12 protein-coding genes are annotated in these 16398 nt (G+C 65.5%); 4 read left to right on the top strand and 8 right to left on the bottom strand.

Annotation, left to right across the window (positions count from 1 at the left end; translation table 11 throughout):
* Positions 1-110 precede the first annotated feature (110 nt).
* Positions 111-1067 carry a VirK/YbjX family protein gene (locus ACEN98_RS06305; protein ID WP_413382672.1) on the top strand — a complete coding sequence of 319 codons (957 nt, stop codon included), beginning with the start codon at positions 111-113 and terminating at the stop codon, positions 1065-1067.
* A 31-nt stretch (positions 1068-1098) separates the two neighbouring features.
* On the opposite strand, the gene waaF is transcribed toward ACEN98_RS06305, so the two are convergent.
* Genes waaF through ACEN98_RS06290 form a run of 3 tightly spaced genes read right to left on the bottom strand, consistent with a single transcriptional unit; the run spans position 1099 to position 5118 of the window.
* Positions 1099-2157 carry a lipopolysaccharide heptosyltransferase II gene (waaF, locus tag ACEN98_RS06300; protein ID WP_413382670.1) on the bottom strand — a complete coding sequence of 353 codons (1059 nt, stop codon included), beginning with the start codon at positions 2155-2157 and terminating at the stop codon, positions 1099-1101.
* Positions 2154-3884, bottom strand: a complete 1731-nt coding sequence (msbA, locus tag ACEN98_RS06295) for a lipid A export permease/ATP-binding protein MsbA (RefSeq protein WP_413382667.1) — start codon at positions 3882-3884, stop codon at positions 2154-2156. The genes waaF and msbA overlap by 4 nt, the downstream gene beginning before the upstream one ends.
* Positions 3877-5118 (bottom strand): O-antigen ligase family protein, encoded by a 1242-nt coding sequence (locus ACEN98_RS06290; protein WP_413382664.1) that lies wholly within the window; start codon positions 5116-5118, stop codon positions 3877-3879. The genes msbA and ACEN98_RS06290 overlap by 8 nt, the downstream gene beginning before the upstream one ends.
* A 124-nt stretch (positions 5119-5242) precedes the next feature.
* Here ACEN98_RS06290 and ACEN98_RS06285 point away from each other — a divergent pair, with 124 nt between their 5' ends.
* Positions 5243-6052 (top strand): glycosyltransferase family 2 protein, encoded by an 810-nt coding sequence (locus tag ACEN98_RS06285; RefSeq protein WP_413382661.1) that lies wholly within the window; start codon positions 5243-5245, stop codon positions 6050-6052.
* Here ACEN98_RS06285 and ACEN98_RS06280 read toward each other — a convergent pair.
* The gene (locus ACEN98_RS06280; protein ID WP_413382658.1) at positions 6003-7544 is read right to left on the bottom strand and encodes a methyl-accepting chemotaxis protein; all 1542 of its coding nucleotides are present in this window, start codon (positions 7542-7544) and stop codon (positions 6003-6005) included. The two genes, ACEN98_RS06285 and ACEN98_RS06280, sit on opposite strands and share 50 nt — an antisense overlap.
* Positions 7545-7856: 312 nt before the next feature.
* Here ACEN98_RS06280 and ACEN98_RS06275 point away from each other — a divergent pair, with 312 nt between their 5' ends.
* Positions 7857-8273: a hypothetical protein gene (locus ACEN98_RS06275; protein WP_413382655.1), complete on the top strand. Its 417-nt coding sequence runs from the start codon at positions 7857-7859 to the stop codon at positions 8271-8273.
* 49 nt (positions 8274-8322) lie between these two features.
* Here the strand turns inward: ACEN98_RS06275 and dnaE are convergent, their stop codons facing one another.
* On the bottom strand, positions 8323-11817 hold the full coding sequence (dnaE, locus tag ACEN98_RS06270) for a DNA polymerase III subunit alpha (RefSeq protein WP_413382652.1): 3495 nt from the start codon (positions 11815-11817) through the stop codon (positions 8323-8325).
* A gap of 282 nt (positions 11818-12099) precedes the next feature.
* Positions 12100-12978: a MipA/OmpV family protein gene (locus ACEN98_RS06265; RefSeq protein ID WP_413382649.1), complete on the bottom strand. Its 879-nt coding sequence runs from the start codon at positions 12976-12978 to the stop codon at positions 12100-12102.
* Positions 12979-13189: 211 nt separating this feature from the next.
* Here ACEN98_RS06265 and ACEN98_RS06260 point away from each other — a divergent pair, with 211 nt between their 5' ends.
* The gene (locus ACEN98_RS06260; RefSeq protein ID WP_413382646.1) at positions 13190-14062 is read left to right on the top strand and encodes a sulfurtransferase; all 873 of its coding nucleotides are present in this window, start codon (positions 13190-13192) and stop codon (positions 14060-14062) included.
* An 88-nt stretch (positions 14063-14150) separates the two neighbouring features.
* Here ACEN98_RS06260 and ACEN98_RS06255 read toward each other — a convergent pair whose 3' ends face one another.
* Positions 14151-14720, bottom strand: coding sequence for a DUF4214 domain-containing protein (locus tag ACEN98_RS06255; RefSeq protein WP_413382643.1), 570 nt, complete (start codon positions 14718-14720; stop codon positions 14151-14153).
* A gap of 338 nt (positions 14721-15058) precedes the next feature.
* Positions 15059-16396: a TolC family outer membrane protein gene (locus ACEN98_RS06250; protein WP_413382640.1), complete on the bottom strand. Its 1338-nt coding sequence runs from the start codon at positions 16394-16396 to the stop codon at positions 15059-15061.
* Between the last annotated feature and the right edge of the window lie 2 nt (positions 16397-16398).

The following is a 16398-nucleotide window of genomic DNA, read 5'->3' as shown; positions in this document are numbered from 1 at the left end:
CGGTCGTGTTACCGCTACATTAAATGTGATCAATATGTATTTACCGTCGGAATTTCTTTAGTTACACTACGTTACTTAGCGTTACTTTACGCAACCTTGGTGTGACTCACATGTCCGACTTCCCTCGCCGGCCGCTACCCGCGGTGTCCGGTATGTATGCAGGCTACCGCCCGCTTGCCTTCCCCGCCGTCACGTTGCGCTCCGCCGTTCCGCCGCACCTGGCGGGCTTCAAGTCCACCCGCGAATACGCCAAGATCTGCATGCGCGCCGCGCTGCATCCGCGCCAGACGCCGCGGTGGCTGCACCTGCTCAACGCACATCCGGCATTCTCGGAATACGTGCGCAATTGCCCGCGCTTCCTGTACAAGGTCTACCGTCCGTACATCAGCCACGTGCTGGATGCCCGCACGCGCCTGGAGGCGATCCGCGCGCATTACGACTTCATGTTCCAGCGCGGCCTGGGCCAGGTGCTGGCGCGCGCCAGCCTGGGGCCCGTCGTGCTGGCCGAAGCGGCGGGGAAAAGCGGCCTGTCCTACCAGGTCCAGCTGCGCACCGTGAACATGTTCGACCGCGAGGGCGAACTGGTGCTGCAACTGACCCAGGATGACAAGGCCTTGTACACGGTGGCGTTCACGGTGGCGCCGCGCGACGGCCGCCCGGCCGTCAGCATCGGCTGCATCCAGGGCGGCAAGACGGAGGATGCACGCGAGGCGATCCGCACGGCCACGCGCGAGCTGCACGGCATCCGCCCGAAGCAGCTGATGGCGACGCTGGTGCGCCAGCTGGGCCACGGCTACGGGTGCGAACGGATGGTGATGGTGTCGAACCGCAACCGCGTGATCTACAAGGCGATCCGCAACGGCCGCGTGCTGGCCGACTATGACCAGCTGTGGGTAGAACTGGGCGCGCGCAGGCGGGCCGACGGCGACTGGGAACTCGACTGCGCGCCGGTGGCGGCGCCGGACCTGGACAGCATCCCGTCGAAGAAGCGGTCGGAGGCGCGCAAGCGGCACGACGTGGTCAGCAGCATCGCCGACCAGGTATGCGAAGGATTACGCGGCCGATGAACCGTCGCCCCTGCGCAGGCAGGGGCCCAGTTCAGGCTACGGCACCATTCCGCACCGGCACCAGAATCGGCACCAGCTCGCTCCACACCCTCTCCACGCTCATCTTGTTCATGCAATCGTGGTGCCCGAGCGGGCACTCGCGCTTGCGGCATGGCGAGCATGCCAGGCGCAGCGACACCGTCCGCGCCACCTCCGACAGCGGCGGCGCGTAATCCGGATCCGTCGAGCCGTACAAGGCGACGACCGGCCGGTTCAGCGCCGAGGCGATGTGCAGCAGGCCGGAATCGTTGGAGACGACGGCGCTCGCCCGCGCCAGCAGCGCGATGGCGTCGTCGAGCGACGTCTGGCCGGCCAGGTTGCGCACCGCGGCGCCGGCCGCACCCGCGACATGCCGCAGGACCTGGTCGCACGTCTCGCGGTCGTTCGGCGAACCGAGCAGCACCACCTGCACGCCCGGCACGGCGTCGACGACCTTCGCGGCCAGCGCGCCGTAGTACGCAGGCGGCCAGCGCTTGGCGATGCCGAACTCGGCACCGGGCGCGAACGCGACCAGGGGACGGGACAAGTCCACGCCGAAACGCTTGCCGACCTGTTCCGTTTCTTCCCCGCCGACGACGAGGTAGGGCCGCACCAGCTTGCCCGGCAGCCGGACCTCGGGCTCGCGCGCGAGGGCCGCGTAGAATGGCACCATCGAGCGGCGCGGCTTGTCGTCGTGGTGCATCACGTTGACCATCCCGTAGCGCATTTCTCCCTTGTAGCCCACGCGGCGCGGGATGCGCGCGAGCCACGGGATCAGCGCGTATTTCAGGGTGTTGGGCAAGACGTAGGCGTCGCTGTAGCCGCGCTCCTTCAGGATCCGTGCATAGCGCCACCGTTCGCCCAGCTGCAGCGCGCGGTGGCGGAACGGCGTCACCAGGATGTCGTCCGCCTCCTGGATGCGGCGCCACACGGGCACCACTTGCGGCGGCGCGAGCACGTCGATGGCGCGCTCCGGGTGGGCCTGCTTGAGCAGGCGCAGCAGGGGCTGGGCCATCACGGCGTCGCCGATCCAGTTCGGCGAGATGACGAGGGTGCGATCTTTCTCCGTCATGTTTCTTCCACCAGCGCCGAGAACTGCAACCGATACAGGTTGGCGTACATGCCGCCGCGGGACAGCAATTCGTCATGCGTGCCCTGCTCGACGATGCGGCCATGTTCCATCACGACGATCAGGTCGGCGCCTTCGATGGTCGACAGGCGGTGCGCGATCACGAACGTGGTGCGGCCGGCCATCAGGGTGTCGAGGGCGGCCTGCACGGCGCGTTCCGATTCGTTGTCCAGCGCCGACGTGGCCTCGTCCAGGATCAGGATCGGCGCATCCTTGTAGATGGCGCGCGCGATGGCCACGCGCTGGCGCTGGCCGCCCGACAGGCGCATGCCGTTTTCGCCGATCATCGTGTCGACGCCTTCCGGCAGGCGCGCGACGACGTCGTCCAGGTGCGCGGCGTGGATGGCCGCCGCGAGGCGCGCCTCGTCCACGTGCTCGACGCCGTACGCGATGTTGGCCCGCAGGGTGTCGTCGAACAGCACGACGTTCTGGCTGACGAGCGCCAGCTGGGCGCGCAGCGACGGCAGCTGGATGTCCTGGTACGGGATGCCGTCCAGCAGGATGCGGCCGGATTCCGGTTCGTAGAAGCGCGTGACGAGGTTCACGAACGTGGACTTGCCGCCGCCCGACATGCCGACCAGCGCGACGGTCTGGCCCGGCTTGACTTCCAGCGACACGTCGTCCAGCGCGAGCGACTGCGCGTTCGGATAGCGGAACTTCACGTGCTCGAAGCGCACGTGGCCCTGCGCGCGCGCGATGGTGCGCGTGCCCGGATCGTGTTCCACCGGCGCGTCGATCAGGGCGAACACGGTTTCCGCCGCGGCGATCCCGCGCTGCATCGGGCCGTTCACTTCGGCCAGCGCCTTCAGCGGCGTGAGCAGCATCAGCATCAGGGTGACGAACTGGGTGAACTCGCCGACCGTCATGTCGGCCCGCAGCGCCAGCACCACGACGACCGACAACGCCAGCGACGTGGCGATCTGGGTCACGGGCGTGGTCGCCGCGAACGCCACCGTCATGCGTTGCGAGAAGCCGCGCAGCGCTTCGCTGCGCTCGTAGAAGCGGCGGTTTTCGTACTGCTCGCCGGAGAACACGCGGATCACCTGGTGGCCGCGCGCCGCTTCCTCGACGACCTGCGTCATCTCGGCCGTCACGCGCTGGTTCTCGCGGTTCAGCTGGCGCAGGCGGCGGCTGGTGGTGCGCACGATCACGGCAGTGAGCGGCACGACGACGATCGCGACGAGGGTCAGCATCCAGTTCAGCCACAGCAGCGAGCCGAGCAGGCCGATCACGACGAGCACGTCGCGCACGAACGAGATGAACACGGACTGGATCATGTCCACGACCTGGCGCACGTCGCCGACGACGGTGTTGATCACCTTGCCGGTCGACTCTTCGTGGAAGCGCGCGACCGGCAGGCGCAGCAGCCGCGCGAACGCCTGCGCGCGCAAGTCGTTCAGCACGCGCGACAGCACCCAGTTGTTGTAATAGGCGGTGGCGAACGTGCCGATGCCGCGCAGGACGAAGATCGACACCAGCACGCCAGGGATCCACCACAGGCTGAACGGCACCTTGTTCTTGAAGCCCATGTCCATCAGCAGCTTCAGGGCCTCGCCCAGCAACGGCTGGGTGGCGGCCGTCAACGCCATCGCGAGCAGCGACAGGAAGGCGCGCCCGCGATAGGGTTTCAGGATCGCCCACAGGCGCTTGATGATGACACTGTTATCCAATTTTTTCTTTCGCATTCAGGCAGAAGCCCATGAGCAGAAACACCATGAGCGCATAGAACAGACTGCCCTTCATAGACCAGAAAATCACTTCCGTCAGCCCGAAGCCGACATAGCCCAGCACCACGAACGCTCCGCCCAGCGCGACCGCGAACTGCGGTCCGCGCGCATCCTGGCCGAGCCGGCGCAGGAAGAACCGCAGGGGCGCAACCAGCGTGGCGGCCCAGAGGACGAAACCGACGACGCCGCCCGTCGCCAGGGCCTGCAACACGTCATTATGCAGGTGCGGCAGCTGGAGCACCAACGGATCGAGCCGGCCGGCCTGCGCATATTCCGCCAGGCGGACGCGGCAGGCATCGAAACCCATGCCCAGCACCGGATGTTCGCGGATCAGCATGATGGCACCCTTCCACAACTCCAGCCGGGTGCCGACGTTCGTCCACACGGTGCCGCCCTCGTACCAGATGCGGGCGTCGCTGATGCCCTGGGCGAAGCGCTCCTGCACGCCCAGCGCCGGCGTGAACCAGGCCGCGGCCAGCACGGCCACGCCGCCGGCCAGCAGCGCGCGCACCCGGCGGCTGTCGATCCCGCGCACGTGGCGCCCCAGCACCAGCAGCGCCAGCACCACCGCTGCCCAACTGCCGCGGGTGCCCGTCAGCACGGACGCGGCGAGTCCCGCCAGCGCGCCGGCGCCGGCCAGCACCGCATCGCGCGGGCGCTCGCGCATGTCGATCGCGCCGGCCAGCGACAGCAGCCCCAGCAGCATCGCCAAGTCGCCGAACGTGATCGAATTGACGAATCCGCCCGGCCGGTCGATGTGCAGCACGAGACGCTGCCAGGCGATGAACGGCAGCGCCGCCACGGCGCCTGCGCTCGCGCCCCACCACAGCGCCCGGCGCGGCGCGCGCATGGCCACGACGAGGACCAGCGCGCTCACCGACAGGAGCATGCGCAGCGGCTTTTCCTGCACGCTGAGCCGTTCGCCGCGCAGCAGCGCGCAGGCGAGCACGAACAGGAAGTGCAGCAGGAAGGCTAGCACGACCCAGCGTACCTGCGGCCAGTGGCGCACGAGCGCATCCCGGCTCGGTTTGAAGAATATCAAAGCGCTGGCCAGGAACAGGAAACTCGCAAGATTCACACCGAACGAGGTGACGAGGCTCAAAAAGGGTAACAGGAAGGCCAGGGTGCCGATCCAGACCCGCATCGGCTCCCTCGTGTTCGTCGGATTGCTGTTCATCGATGTTCTTGTGGGATACTCTTGCCCCTGATGGCACCTCGTAAAACCGTCGAGGTTTAGCGACGTGCCCAAAATATGGGAGTGTACACTGGACCTTATGCTTCACGCACAGACAATCTCGGTCGTGATCACCACCTATAACCGGCCAGACGCGCTGGAGGCGGTGGTGCGGGCATGTTTTATGCAGAACGACAAGAATTTCGAAATCATTATCGCTGATGATGGCTCGACTGCCAACACGCGTGCCTGCGTGGAGCGGCTGGCGGCGGCGTCACCGGTGCTTCTGCGCCACGTCTGGCAACCCGACCAGGGTTTTCGCGCCGCGATGGCGCGCAACCGCGGCACGCTGGCCGCGACGGGCGACTACATCATCTTCCTGGACGGCGACTGTATCCCCCAACGCGATTTCATCGCGCGCCATCGAATGCTGGCCGAGCCCGCGTGCCTCGTGTCGGGCAGCCGCATCCTGATGTCGGAAGCGCTGACGCGCCGGGTGCTGGACGACGGGATCGATGTAGGCGCCACGGCGCCGCTGACCCGGCTGGGATGGCGGCTGCGGGGCGACCTGAACAAGACGCTGCAGCCGCTGGGGCTGCGCTGGCCCGACCTGGGCCGCACGTCGCGCAAATTCACCTGGCGGCGTATCAAGAGCTGCAACCTGGGGGTCTGGCGCAGCGACCTGGAGAAGGTGAACGGCTTCGACGAGAGCTTCACGGGCTGGGGCCATGAAGATTCCGACCTCGTCGTGCGGCTGTTCCACGCGGGCGTGCGCCGCAAGGACGGCGCCTTTGCCACCGAGGTATTCCACCTGTGGCACCGCGAGGCGCAGCGCGACCAGGAGACCTGCAACCGCAAGGTCGTCCTCGAACGCGCTGCCAACAAGATTACGCAGGCAACGATCGGGTTGCGCGAGCACGCGCGGCCGGCGCCGTAGCGGCCAAGCGGGTCTCCACGGGCGCCGCGTCCACGCGGAACACGCTGACCACCTGGGCCAGCTTCGCGGCCTGCTCCTGCATCGCTTCCGACGCGGCCGCCGCTTCCTCGACGAGCGAGGCGTTCTGCTGGGTCACCTGGTCCATCTGGGCGATGGCCCGGTTGATGTGCTCGATGCCCTCGCCCTGCTCCTGCGTGGCGCTGCTGATTGCACCGATCATCGTGCTGACCTTGTTCACGCTCGCGACGATCTCCTGCATCGTCGCGCCCGCTTCCTCCACGAGCTTCGCACCATCGTCCACGCGCGCGACGGAATCGCCGATCAGGGCCTTGATTTCCCTGGCGGCCGTGGCGGAACGCTGGGCCAGGTTGCGCACTTCGCTCGCCACGACGGCAAAGCCCCGGCCCTGCTCGCCGGCTCTAGCCGCCTCGACCGCGGCATTCAGCGCGAGGATATTCGTCTGGAACGCGATGCCGTCGATGACACCGATGATGTCGACGATCTTGCTGGACGACGCGTTGATCGACGCCATCGTATCGACCACGCGCGCGACGACGACGCCGCCGCGGCCCGCCACTTCGGCGGCGGAATCGGCCAGCCGGCTCGCTTCGCGCGCGTTCTCGGCGCTGTTCTTCACGGTCGACGTCAGCTCTTCCATCGACGCGGCCGTCTCTTCGAGCGAGCTGGCCTGTTCTTCCGTGCGGCTCGACAGATCCAGGTTGCCGCTGGCGATCTCGCGCGATGCCGTGGCGATCAGGTCCGTGCCCGAGCGCACGTCGGCGACGATGCCGGCCAGCGCGTCGCGCATGCGTTTCATGGCCGCCATCAGGCTCGCCTCGGCACCGGCCCGCACGGGTACATCCATGCCGAGGTCGCCGGACGCGATGCGCTGCGCCACCGCGACAGCGTCTTCCGGATCGCCGCCGATCGAACGCTCGACGCTGCGCACGATCATCCAGACGAGGCCCGTGAGCAGCGCGCCGATCACGGCCAGCCAGGCGGCTGCGCCAGCCAGCTGGGCATAGAAGGCGTGATCGAGGTCGTCGATGTACAGGCCGTTCATGAAATACCAACCCCAGGGCCGATACGCCTGGACATGGGTGAGCTTGGGTACCGGCTTGTCCGAGCCCGGCTTGGCCCACAAGTATTCGATGAAACCCGCGCCGTTCGCCTGCGCCGCGGCCATGCCGTCCGAATAAGGGTTATGGCCGTTCGAGTCGACGACATTGCCGAGCGGGGAACCGATTAGTTCCGGCTTGATCGGATGCATCAGCACGGACTTGTCGTCGTAGACCGTGAAGTAGCCGTTGGCGCCGAAGCGCAGCGCCCGGGTCCGGGCCAGCGCCTGCTGTTTCGCATCGTCGAGGGACAATTTGCCGGCGGCGGCGAGGGCCGCGTACTCCTTGGCGATGGACGCGGCGATCTCGCTGGCGTTCGATAACTGGATCTTGCGCTCCTCGAGGCGCAATGCGCGGCTTTGCAGCGCGTTCACCGTGAACACGGCAAGAAGACAAACCCAGCTGAGTAACAAGGGGAGGAAGAGTTTACGACGAAATGTAATTTTCATATTGATCGGCGCCGTCTCCTGACGCGGTAAACACGGAAAATATCCGTAGATCAATATTTACCAATGACCACACTCAAACACAATGGCTCAGTTAAAACGGTAATGAATGTTAGCGGTCACTTTTAGTCGGACGCGGCGGCGGCGCAACACCTGTTAGCAAATTAACTTGCCATATGCACACATGGCTTCGGCAAGGCATCCATTAGAACAGCGACTTTTTCGATTTCACGACTGCACATGGCGACCCACGGCGGGCAACTCGGCGCCATGATGGGCCTGATGCCGGAAGGCGGCCGCCTGCTGGACAAGGGCTGCGGCACAGGCTGGACCCGCGTGCTGAAGCCCGGCGGCATCTGCATCACGTCGGAACCGGGGCTGGGCCACGGGCGGCGCTCGGCGGCCATCATGCAGGAATTCGGCACGACGGAGCGCGACATGGATCCCGCGAAAATCATCCGCGGCGCGAAGAAGGCTGGCTTCACGGGCTGGTCCGTGCATCCGCACGCCCAGTATCTCTACATCGCGCTGTACCGGCGCGAGCTGCGCGGCCTGCTCGGCAAGGTGATGCGCATCCCGGGCATGCGCGCGCTCGTGGGCGCGCGCACGGTGCTGTTTTCCAGGCAACGGGCCGGCATCGTCGTCCTCCGAAAATAGAGGAGGTCGATGGCGGGCACGGGCGCCCGCCGTTCGACGCATGACGGCCTCAGTACTCGACCGCCACTTCCTTCGCGCCAAGGTGCAGCTCGAGCGCGTATTTCAGTTCGTCCGACGGCGCCACGCGCCAGGCGTCGCCCAGCTGCAAGGTGCACGGGATGCCCTGCGGCGTCACGCGCAGGCTGACCGGCAGCCCGTTCTCGTGACGGTAAGGCTGCAGGATCTCGGCCAGCTTCGCCGGCGCGATCGTGCAGGCCACGTCCATCTCCACCTTGTGGCCGTACTGGATGCGCGCCGTCGCGATGTCGAACACCTTTTCCGCCGTGATGCGCAGGCCGCCGTTGAAGCGGTCTTCCGACACTTTACCCACGACGAGCAGGAACTCGTCCTCGCGGAAGATGTTCTTGTGCTGTTCGAACAGCTCGTTGTAGATGGTGACCTCGACGACGCCGGACTTATCGTCCAGCGACACGATGAGGATCTTGCCGCGCTGCGTGAGCTGCGTGCGCACGCCCGTGATCACGCCGCACAGCATGCGCGGGTCGCGCGACGGTTCCAGGTCCTTCAGCTTGGTCTTGGCGAACCGGCGCACTTCCTGCGCGTACGAATCGAACATGTGACCGGACAGGTAATAGCCCAGCGCGGTCTTTTCCTCGGCCAGCTTCTGGCGGTCCGTCCACGGCGTCGCCTTCACGTAGTCGGGCGGCGCGACGAGGTCGGAATCGTCGCCGCCGAACAGGCTGACCTGGTTGGCGGCGGCGGCGGCCTGTCCCGCCGCTTCCATCGCGAAGGCGACCGATGCCAGCAGCACCGCGCGGTCGATGCCGAAGCAGTCCATCGCGCCCGCGCGGATCAGCGACTCGATCGTGCGGCGGTTGATCTGCTTGCGGTCGACGCGCTTGCAGAAGTCGAACAGGTCCTTGAACCTGCCGCCCGCTTCACGCGCGGCGATGATCGCCTCGATCGCGCCCTGCCCCGCGCCCTTCACGCCGCCCAGGCCATAGCGGATGTTTTTCACCGGCTTGCCCGTGACGGACGGCGGCGGGCCTTCCGGCGTGAAGCGGAACTGCGATTCGTTGACGTCCGGCGGCAGGATCGTCAGGCCGCACATGTCGATCGAGTCCTCGACGAGGATCTTGATCTTGTCCGTGTCTTCCATGGCCAGCGACATGTTGGCTGCCATGAACGCGGCGGTGTGGTGGACCTTCAGGTACGCCGTGTGATACGACAGCAGCGCGTACGCGGCCGCGTGCGACTTGTTGAAGCCGTAGCCCGCGAACTTCTCCATCAGGTCGAAGATCTCGTCGGCCTTTTCCGTCGTCAGGCCGTCCTTCGCGGCGCCGGCGCGGAAGATCGCGCGGTGCTCGGCCATTTCCTCGGCCTTCTTCTTGCCCATCGCGCGGCGCAGCATGTCCGCGCCGCCCAGCGAGTAGCCGCCGACGATCTGCGCCATCTGCATCACCTGCTCCTGGTAGACCATGATGCCGTAGGTCTCGGACAGGATCGACTCCGTGCGCGGGTCCGGGTAATCGAACTTTTCGCCGTGTTTCCGTTTGCAGAAGTCCGGGATCAGATCCATCGGGCCCGGACGGTACAGCGCCACGAGCGCGATGATGTCCTCGAAGCGGTCGGGACGCGCATCCTTCAGCATGCCCTGCATGCCGCGGCTTTCAAGCTGGAACACGGCGACGGTCTTCGCGTCGGTCAGCAGTTTATAGGTCGGCCGGTCCGTCAGCGGCAGCTTGGACAGCTCGAAATCCTTGTCGGCAGGATCGAGCGAGCGGATGTAGTTGACGGCGCGGTCGAGGATGGTCAAGGTGGTCAGGCCCAGGAAGTCGAACTTCACGAGGCCGGCCGCCTCCACGTCGTCCTTGTCGTACTGCGACACGACGCCGGCATCGCCGCCCTGCGTGTACAGCGGGCAGAAGTCCGTCAGCTTGCCGGGGGCGATCAGCACGCCGCCCGCGTGCATGCCGATATTGCGGGTGATGCCTTCGACCTGCTGCGCGAGATCGAGCAGCTGCTTCACTTCTTCTTCGTTTTCGAGGCGCTCCTTCAGCATCGGTTCTTCTTCGATCGCCTCGGCGATGGACACCTGCTTGCCCGGCTTGAACGGGATCAGCTTCGAGATGCCGTCGCAGAAGTTATAGCCGAAGTCGAGCACGCGGCCCACGTCGCGGATCGCGCCTTTCGCCGCCATCGTACCGAACGTGGCGATCTGCGACACGGCGTCACGGCCGTACAGGTCCTTCACGTGCTGGATCACCAGCTCTCGCTTTTCCTGGCAGAAGTCGATGTCGAAGTCGGGCATCGAGACGCGTTCCGGGTTCAGGAAACGTTCGAACAGCAGGTTGTATTTCAGCGGATCGAGGTCGGTGATCTTGAGCGCGTACGCGACGAGCGAACCCGCACCGGAGCCGCGGCCGGGACCGATCGGCACGCCGTTGTTCTTGCCCCACTGGATGAACTCCGCCACGATGAGGAAGTAGCCCGGGAACTTCATCTTGATGATGGTGTTGTTCTCGAACTCCAGGCGCGCTTCGTAGCGCGGGCGCTCCTTCTCGCGCTGCACCGGATCCGGGTACAGCTCGACGAGGCGCTCTTCCAGGCCCTTCTTCGTTTCCGCGACGAGGAATTCGTCGATCGTCATGCCCGGCGTCGGGAAGTTCGGCAACTGCGGCTTGCCGAGCGTCAGCGTGACGTTGCAGCGCTTGGCGATCTCCACCGAGTTGGCCAAGGCACCCGGCAGATCCTTGAACAGTTCCGCCATCTCGGCCTGCGACTTGAAGCACATGCCTTCATTGAAGCGGCGCACGCGCTTGGCGTTGGCCAGCATCTCGCCCTCGGCGATACAGACGCGCGCTTCGTGGGCGATGAACTCGTCCTTGCTGATGAATTGCACCGGGTGCGTCGCGACGACGGGCAGCCCGAGCCGGTTCGCCAGCGCCACCGAATGGCGCACCTGCTGTTCCTGGTTCGGCTGGCCGGCGCGCTGGATCTCCACGTAGAAGTGCCCCGGGAAGATCTGCGCCCAGCGGCGCGCGCACGCCTCGGCCTTGTCCAGGTCGCCGTTGTCGATGGCCTGGCCGATGTCGCCGAACTGCGCGCCCGACAGGACGATCAGGCCATTCGATTGCGGCACGTCCGGCTCCAGCGTGGAGACCGACGTCGCGAGCGCTTCCAGCCACTCGACGCGCATCTCGGCCCGCCCCTTGTACTGGTTCGTGAGCCACGCCTTGGACAGCAGTTCGCACAGCTGCAGATAGCCCGTCTTGTTCTTGCACAGGATGAGCAGGCGGAACGGCTTGTCGCGGTTTTCGTCGTTCGTGATCCACGCATCGACCCCGACGATCGGCTTGACGCCCTTGCCGCGCGCCGCTTTATAGAAGCGCACGAGGCAAAAGGCGTTGGCCAGGTCGGTGACACCCACCGCCGGCTGCTGGTCCTTGACGGCGGCAGCCACGAGGTCGTCAATACGGACGAGGCCGTCGACGATCGAGTATTCGGTATGGACGCGGAGGTGGGTGAAGATCGGGGAAGTCATCCTGTCATTTTACCTCGGACGGCCGAATCGGAGGGTTGCATCCAGGCACGGTGATGGTCTTGACAAGCGTTCCGCGCTTGATCTCGGCGTGACGTCGACATGCCGTGGGCGTGCGCGTGGGCGGAGGGCCGCCCACCCTACGGACCCGTAGCAGGTTGGCCCCCCGTGCCCACGCGAAAGTAGTAGGGTGGGCACCCCGTGCCCACGCGGAAGTAGCAGAGTGGGCACCCCGTGCCCACGCGGAAGTAGCGGAGTGGCCCTCCGTGCCCACGCGGAAGGCCGCTAAAACGCATAATTGATGGCCCCGCCGAACACCCACTGGTTCGAACTCCCGCGCCGGTCCACGATCGGGCTGTCCTTCGCATCCCCCAGCAGCCGCTCATAGCGCCCGGCCAGGGTCACGCCCCAGTGCCGGTCGAACTGCGACGACAGCTGGAACGGGACCCGGATCGACATCAGCCCGCCCTCGGCCCGGTACGGCGTGCCGCCCCGCTCCGGGAACGCGGCGAGATCCGCACCGTTGATGCCGAAATACCGGTCCGCGAAATGGTCGCTCGCGAAAAACAGGCTGAAACCGGCCGAGCCAAGCACCGGCCGCCCGGCGATGCCTTGTGGAAACGGATAAAAATACGTCGCCTTGATGCTGCCCGTGGCGCCCGTGTACAGGTTGTTCGTGTTCCACGCGACGTCGCCGCTGAACACGATCTTGTGCAGCGGGTCGCCGGCCATCGGCATGTCGTAGCTGGCAAAGATGCCGAGCTCGGACGCGGCCGGGATCCGGCGCATCTGGCGCACGACGGCATCGTCGACGTCCGTGTCGCGCGTCGGCCGTGCCCGGTAGAGGAAGCCGGCCCGCAGGCTCTTCAGCTGGGCAAACGTCTCCGGCAGGTTCATATCGGACGGCAGCACGTTCAGTCTGACCTCGGGCCCGATCACGCGCAACCACATGCCATTGCCGAAGTTCGCGTGCAGGAAACCCGCGCCTTCGGGATGGTAGTCCTCGGAGCCGGGGAAGTCCGGCAACCCGAACGCCCCCGCTCCCACCATATTCACTTCCTGCGGGAACTCGACCGGGATCACTTCCTGCGCGCCCGCGTGCGCCGCGAACAGGAGGGCGCCGGTGACTGCGAGACCGGCCTTGAACAACGTTGGCTTCGTCATGATTCACCCCTCGTTGAAAGATGCAAACCATCCTAAGGGGAGACGTCAATACGGCTGTTTGCGGCGGCTCATATGCGCCAGCGAACTTTTATAAAGGTTAACTGTCGAGCCAAGCGGGGCAGCATGCTGTCTGTGGTGCTGTCGCCACGCATGGCACTGCGGCTGGCTTATAATAGAGGGCTTCATTCCACGCTCCTCCGCTTTAACGATCATGCACGTCAATATCGCCGCCTACAAGTTCGTCACCCTCGACAACCTCGAAGAATTGCGCCCGCAATACCAGGCGAAGTGCAACGAGCTGGGCCTGAAGGGCACCGTCCTGCTGACGCCGGAGGGCATTAACATGTTCGTCTCCGGCCCGCGCGCGGAGATCGACCAGTACCTCGCCTGGGTGCGCAGCGACGCCCGCCTGGCCGACCTGGAGTGGAAGGAAAGCGTGTCGACCGAACAGTCGCACCGCCGCATGCTGGTTCGCATCAAGAAGGAAATCATCACGATGCGCATGCCGCTGATCAAGCCGGAACTGGGCCGCGCGCCCTCCGTGGCGCCGAAGACGCTCAAGCGCTGGCTCGACCAGGGCCATGACGACGACGGCGTCCCGGTCGTCATGATGGAAACTCGCAACGCGTTCGAAGTCGACGTCGGCACGTTCGACAACACGCTCGACTACCGCATCGACAAGTTCAGCGAATTCCCGGAAGTCGTCGAGAAACACAAGGACGAGCTCAAGGGCAAGACCGTCGTGACGTTCTGCACGGGTGGCATCCGTTGCGAAAAAGCCGCGATCCACATGCAGAACATCGGCTACGACCGCGTTTATCAACTCGACGGCGGCATCCTGAAGTATTTCGAGGAAGTGGGCGGCGACCACTACACGGGCGACTGCTTCGTGTTCGACTACCGTACCGCCCTCAATCCGAAGCTGGAACCGACGGAAACCGTGCAATGCTTCGCGTGCCGCGCCGTCGTGACGCCGCGGCAGCAGCTGGCGCCGGAGTATGTGGTCGGCAAATCGTGCCCGCATTGCGCGGGTGGCAAGGCAACGGTCGAATCCGCCGCCGGGGACGCCGCGGCCGCGCAATAAAAAACTCCCGCTCGATACTGCAGCGGGAGCCGGCACGTTTCGGTTCACGAGCGCGTCTTGCGCAGAGTGCGTGCCATCCACACCCGGTTCAAGCCACGAAGTGCGGGGCTTCGACGCCCTGTGCGCTGCCCACGATCTGGGCGATATTGGCATCGATGACGCCCGGGTCGCGCGCCATGGCGGCGCTGGCGAGGTCGACGATCGAGTCGATCAGGCCCGACGAGATGTCGAACGCCTTCGGCCCCATGTAGGCCGAGATCTCGGCCGCAGTGTCGAGGTGGTTCGTGTACTCGACGGCGACGGCGAGGCGGCCGTTGAACACGATACTGTCGGCATTGTGCGCCGTCTGCGCCGCCTTGACCATCTCGCTGACCACGTGCTCGATGCTGAGGATGTGGTTGTCGAGGGCGTCGGTCCAGAATTTCACGCCTTCCGCATCGCCTTCGCGGCCGAACATGTTGTGGTACACCGCTTCCACCACGTCGTGGTTGCTCTTGCCGCCGTAATTCGCCTGGTATTCAGCCGACGTCGCGAAGTCGTGCTGGATCTGCGTGATCACGTTCGGATCCTGGTTCATGGCGCTGACCCAGAAGTTCAAGCCTTCCGGATCCGCGGGTCGTCCGAAATACTCCACGTACAGCTTCTGAATCTCACTCACATTGTCAGCCATCGCTGCCTCCATCTAACGGTTGTGAATTCATGCTACATGAATTGATGGACGGGAGGCGCACCAAACTCAGGCGCAACGGACTGCGTTCCTCATGGATACTATTTCTTAAGAGAAGTAATCGCTCACATTCCAAGACGCAATTGTTACTTCTTGGATAGCAGGTAGGGTGGGCACCCCGTGCCCACGCGCGCCGGCGAATGGCAAGCGTTCGCGTGGGCGGAGGCCGCCCACCCTACCGAGGTTCCAAACCTAGTTTGCCTTCCTGGAAATAAAAGGCCCGCTGCGCGGAACGCAGCGGGCCTCGTGCATGCCTGGCGACGAGCGTGTCAACGGAAATACGCCGCCACTTCGCGCACGTCGCTGTCGCCGAGCGTGCCGGCCGCCGCGCGCAGGCGCAGCAGGCCGAGCAGGTAGGAATAGCGCGCCTGCGCGAGATCGCGCTGGCTCGAGTACAACTGTTGCTGGGCATTCAGCAGGTCGAGATTGATGCGCACGCCGCCCTTGATGCTCTGCTCGGTGGCGACCATCAGCTCCTTGCCGGACGCGACGGCCTTTTCCAGCGCCGTGACCTTGGCCACGCTGTTCTGCACGAGGTCGTACGCCTTGCGCAGTTCGACCAGCACCTGGTTCGTGCGGTTGTCCAGGTCGGACTGGGCACGGTTCCAGTTGTCGGCGGCCTGGCGCGTCTGCGCGCTGATGGCGCCGCCCTGGTAGATCGGGATGTTCACCTGCACGCCGATCGTGCGGTTCACGGAGTTCTGCTGGTAAGTCTGCAGAGACGCCGAGTCGTCCTTGCTGTACGCCGCAATGAAATCCACGCGCGGCGCGTGGCCCGCCTTGTTGCGCTGGATCTCCAGGCGCGCGTTCTCGACGCCGAGGCGTGCGGACAGCAGTTGCGGATTGTGCGCGAGCGCGATGCTGCGCCACTCGTCCATCGACGCGGGCTTCAGCGGCTGGAAGTGGAAATTCGTCCCGAGCTTGTCGAGCGTGCCGGGTTCCATGCCGATCACGCCGGCCAGCGTGTCGCGCATGGCCTGGGCGTTATCCTGCGTTTCCACCAGCTGGGCTTCGGCGAGGTCGAACCGCGCCTTGGTCTCGAGCATGTCGGTCTTGGTGCCCTCGCCTTTTTCGAACAGGCGCGCGTTGACCTTCATCTGTTCCTGGTACATGTCGCGCTGCACGCGCGCGAGCTCCACCTGGTCTTCGGCGAACAGGGCATCGGCATAGGCGCCGACGACGCGCAGGATCACGTCGTTCGTATCCGCCTCGAACTGCTGGGCGCCCTGCTTCGCCTGGACCTTGCCCTGGCGGTAGCGCACGACACCGTCCAGGTTCAGGATCGGCTGGCGCACCTGGATGGCGGACGACCGGCTGATGTAGCGCGGATGACTCGGGAACCACATGTTGTACTGCGACGAATACTGGTCGAGGTCCGCCACGTTGCGGTTCGCCGAATAGCTGGCCGACACCTGCGGCAGCAGGTTCGACCGCCCGAGAATCTCGTTTTCCTTCGCCGATTCCTTCTCGAAGTAATGCATGCGGTACTGCGGATCGTTCTTCAGTGCCGCCTCGTAGGCCTGCTGCAGGCTGATCGCGCCCGCGTTGCCGGCGGCCAGCGCCAGCAGTGCGGCCGCGGCCACGGCCGTCCTGATCGCTCGCGCCATCG

This window comes from Massilia sp. CT11-137 (assembly GCF_047302885.1).
GTDB classification, from domain to species: Bacteria; Pseudomonadota; Gammaproteobacteria; order Burkholderiales; family Burkholderiaceae_D; genus Telluria; species Telluria orientalis.
The sequence above is the reverse complement of the archived record's forward strand: the minus strand, read 5'-3'. Positions and strand labels throughout refer to the sequence as shown.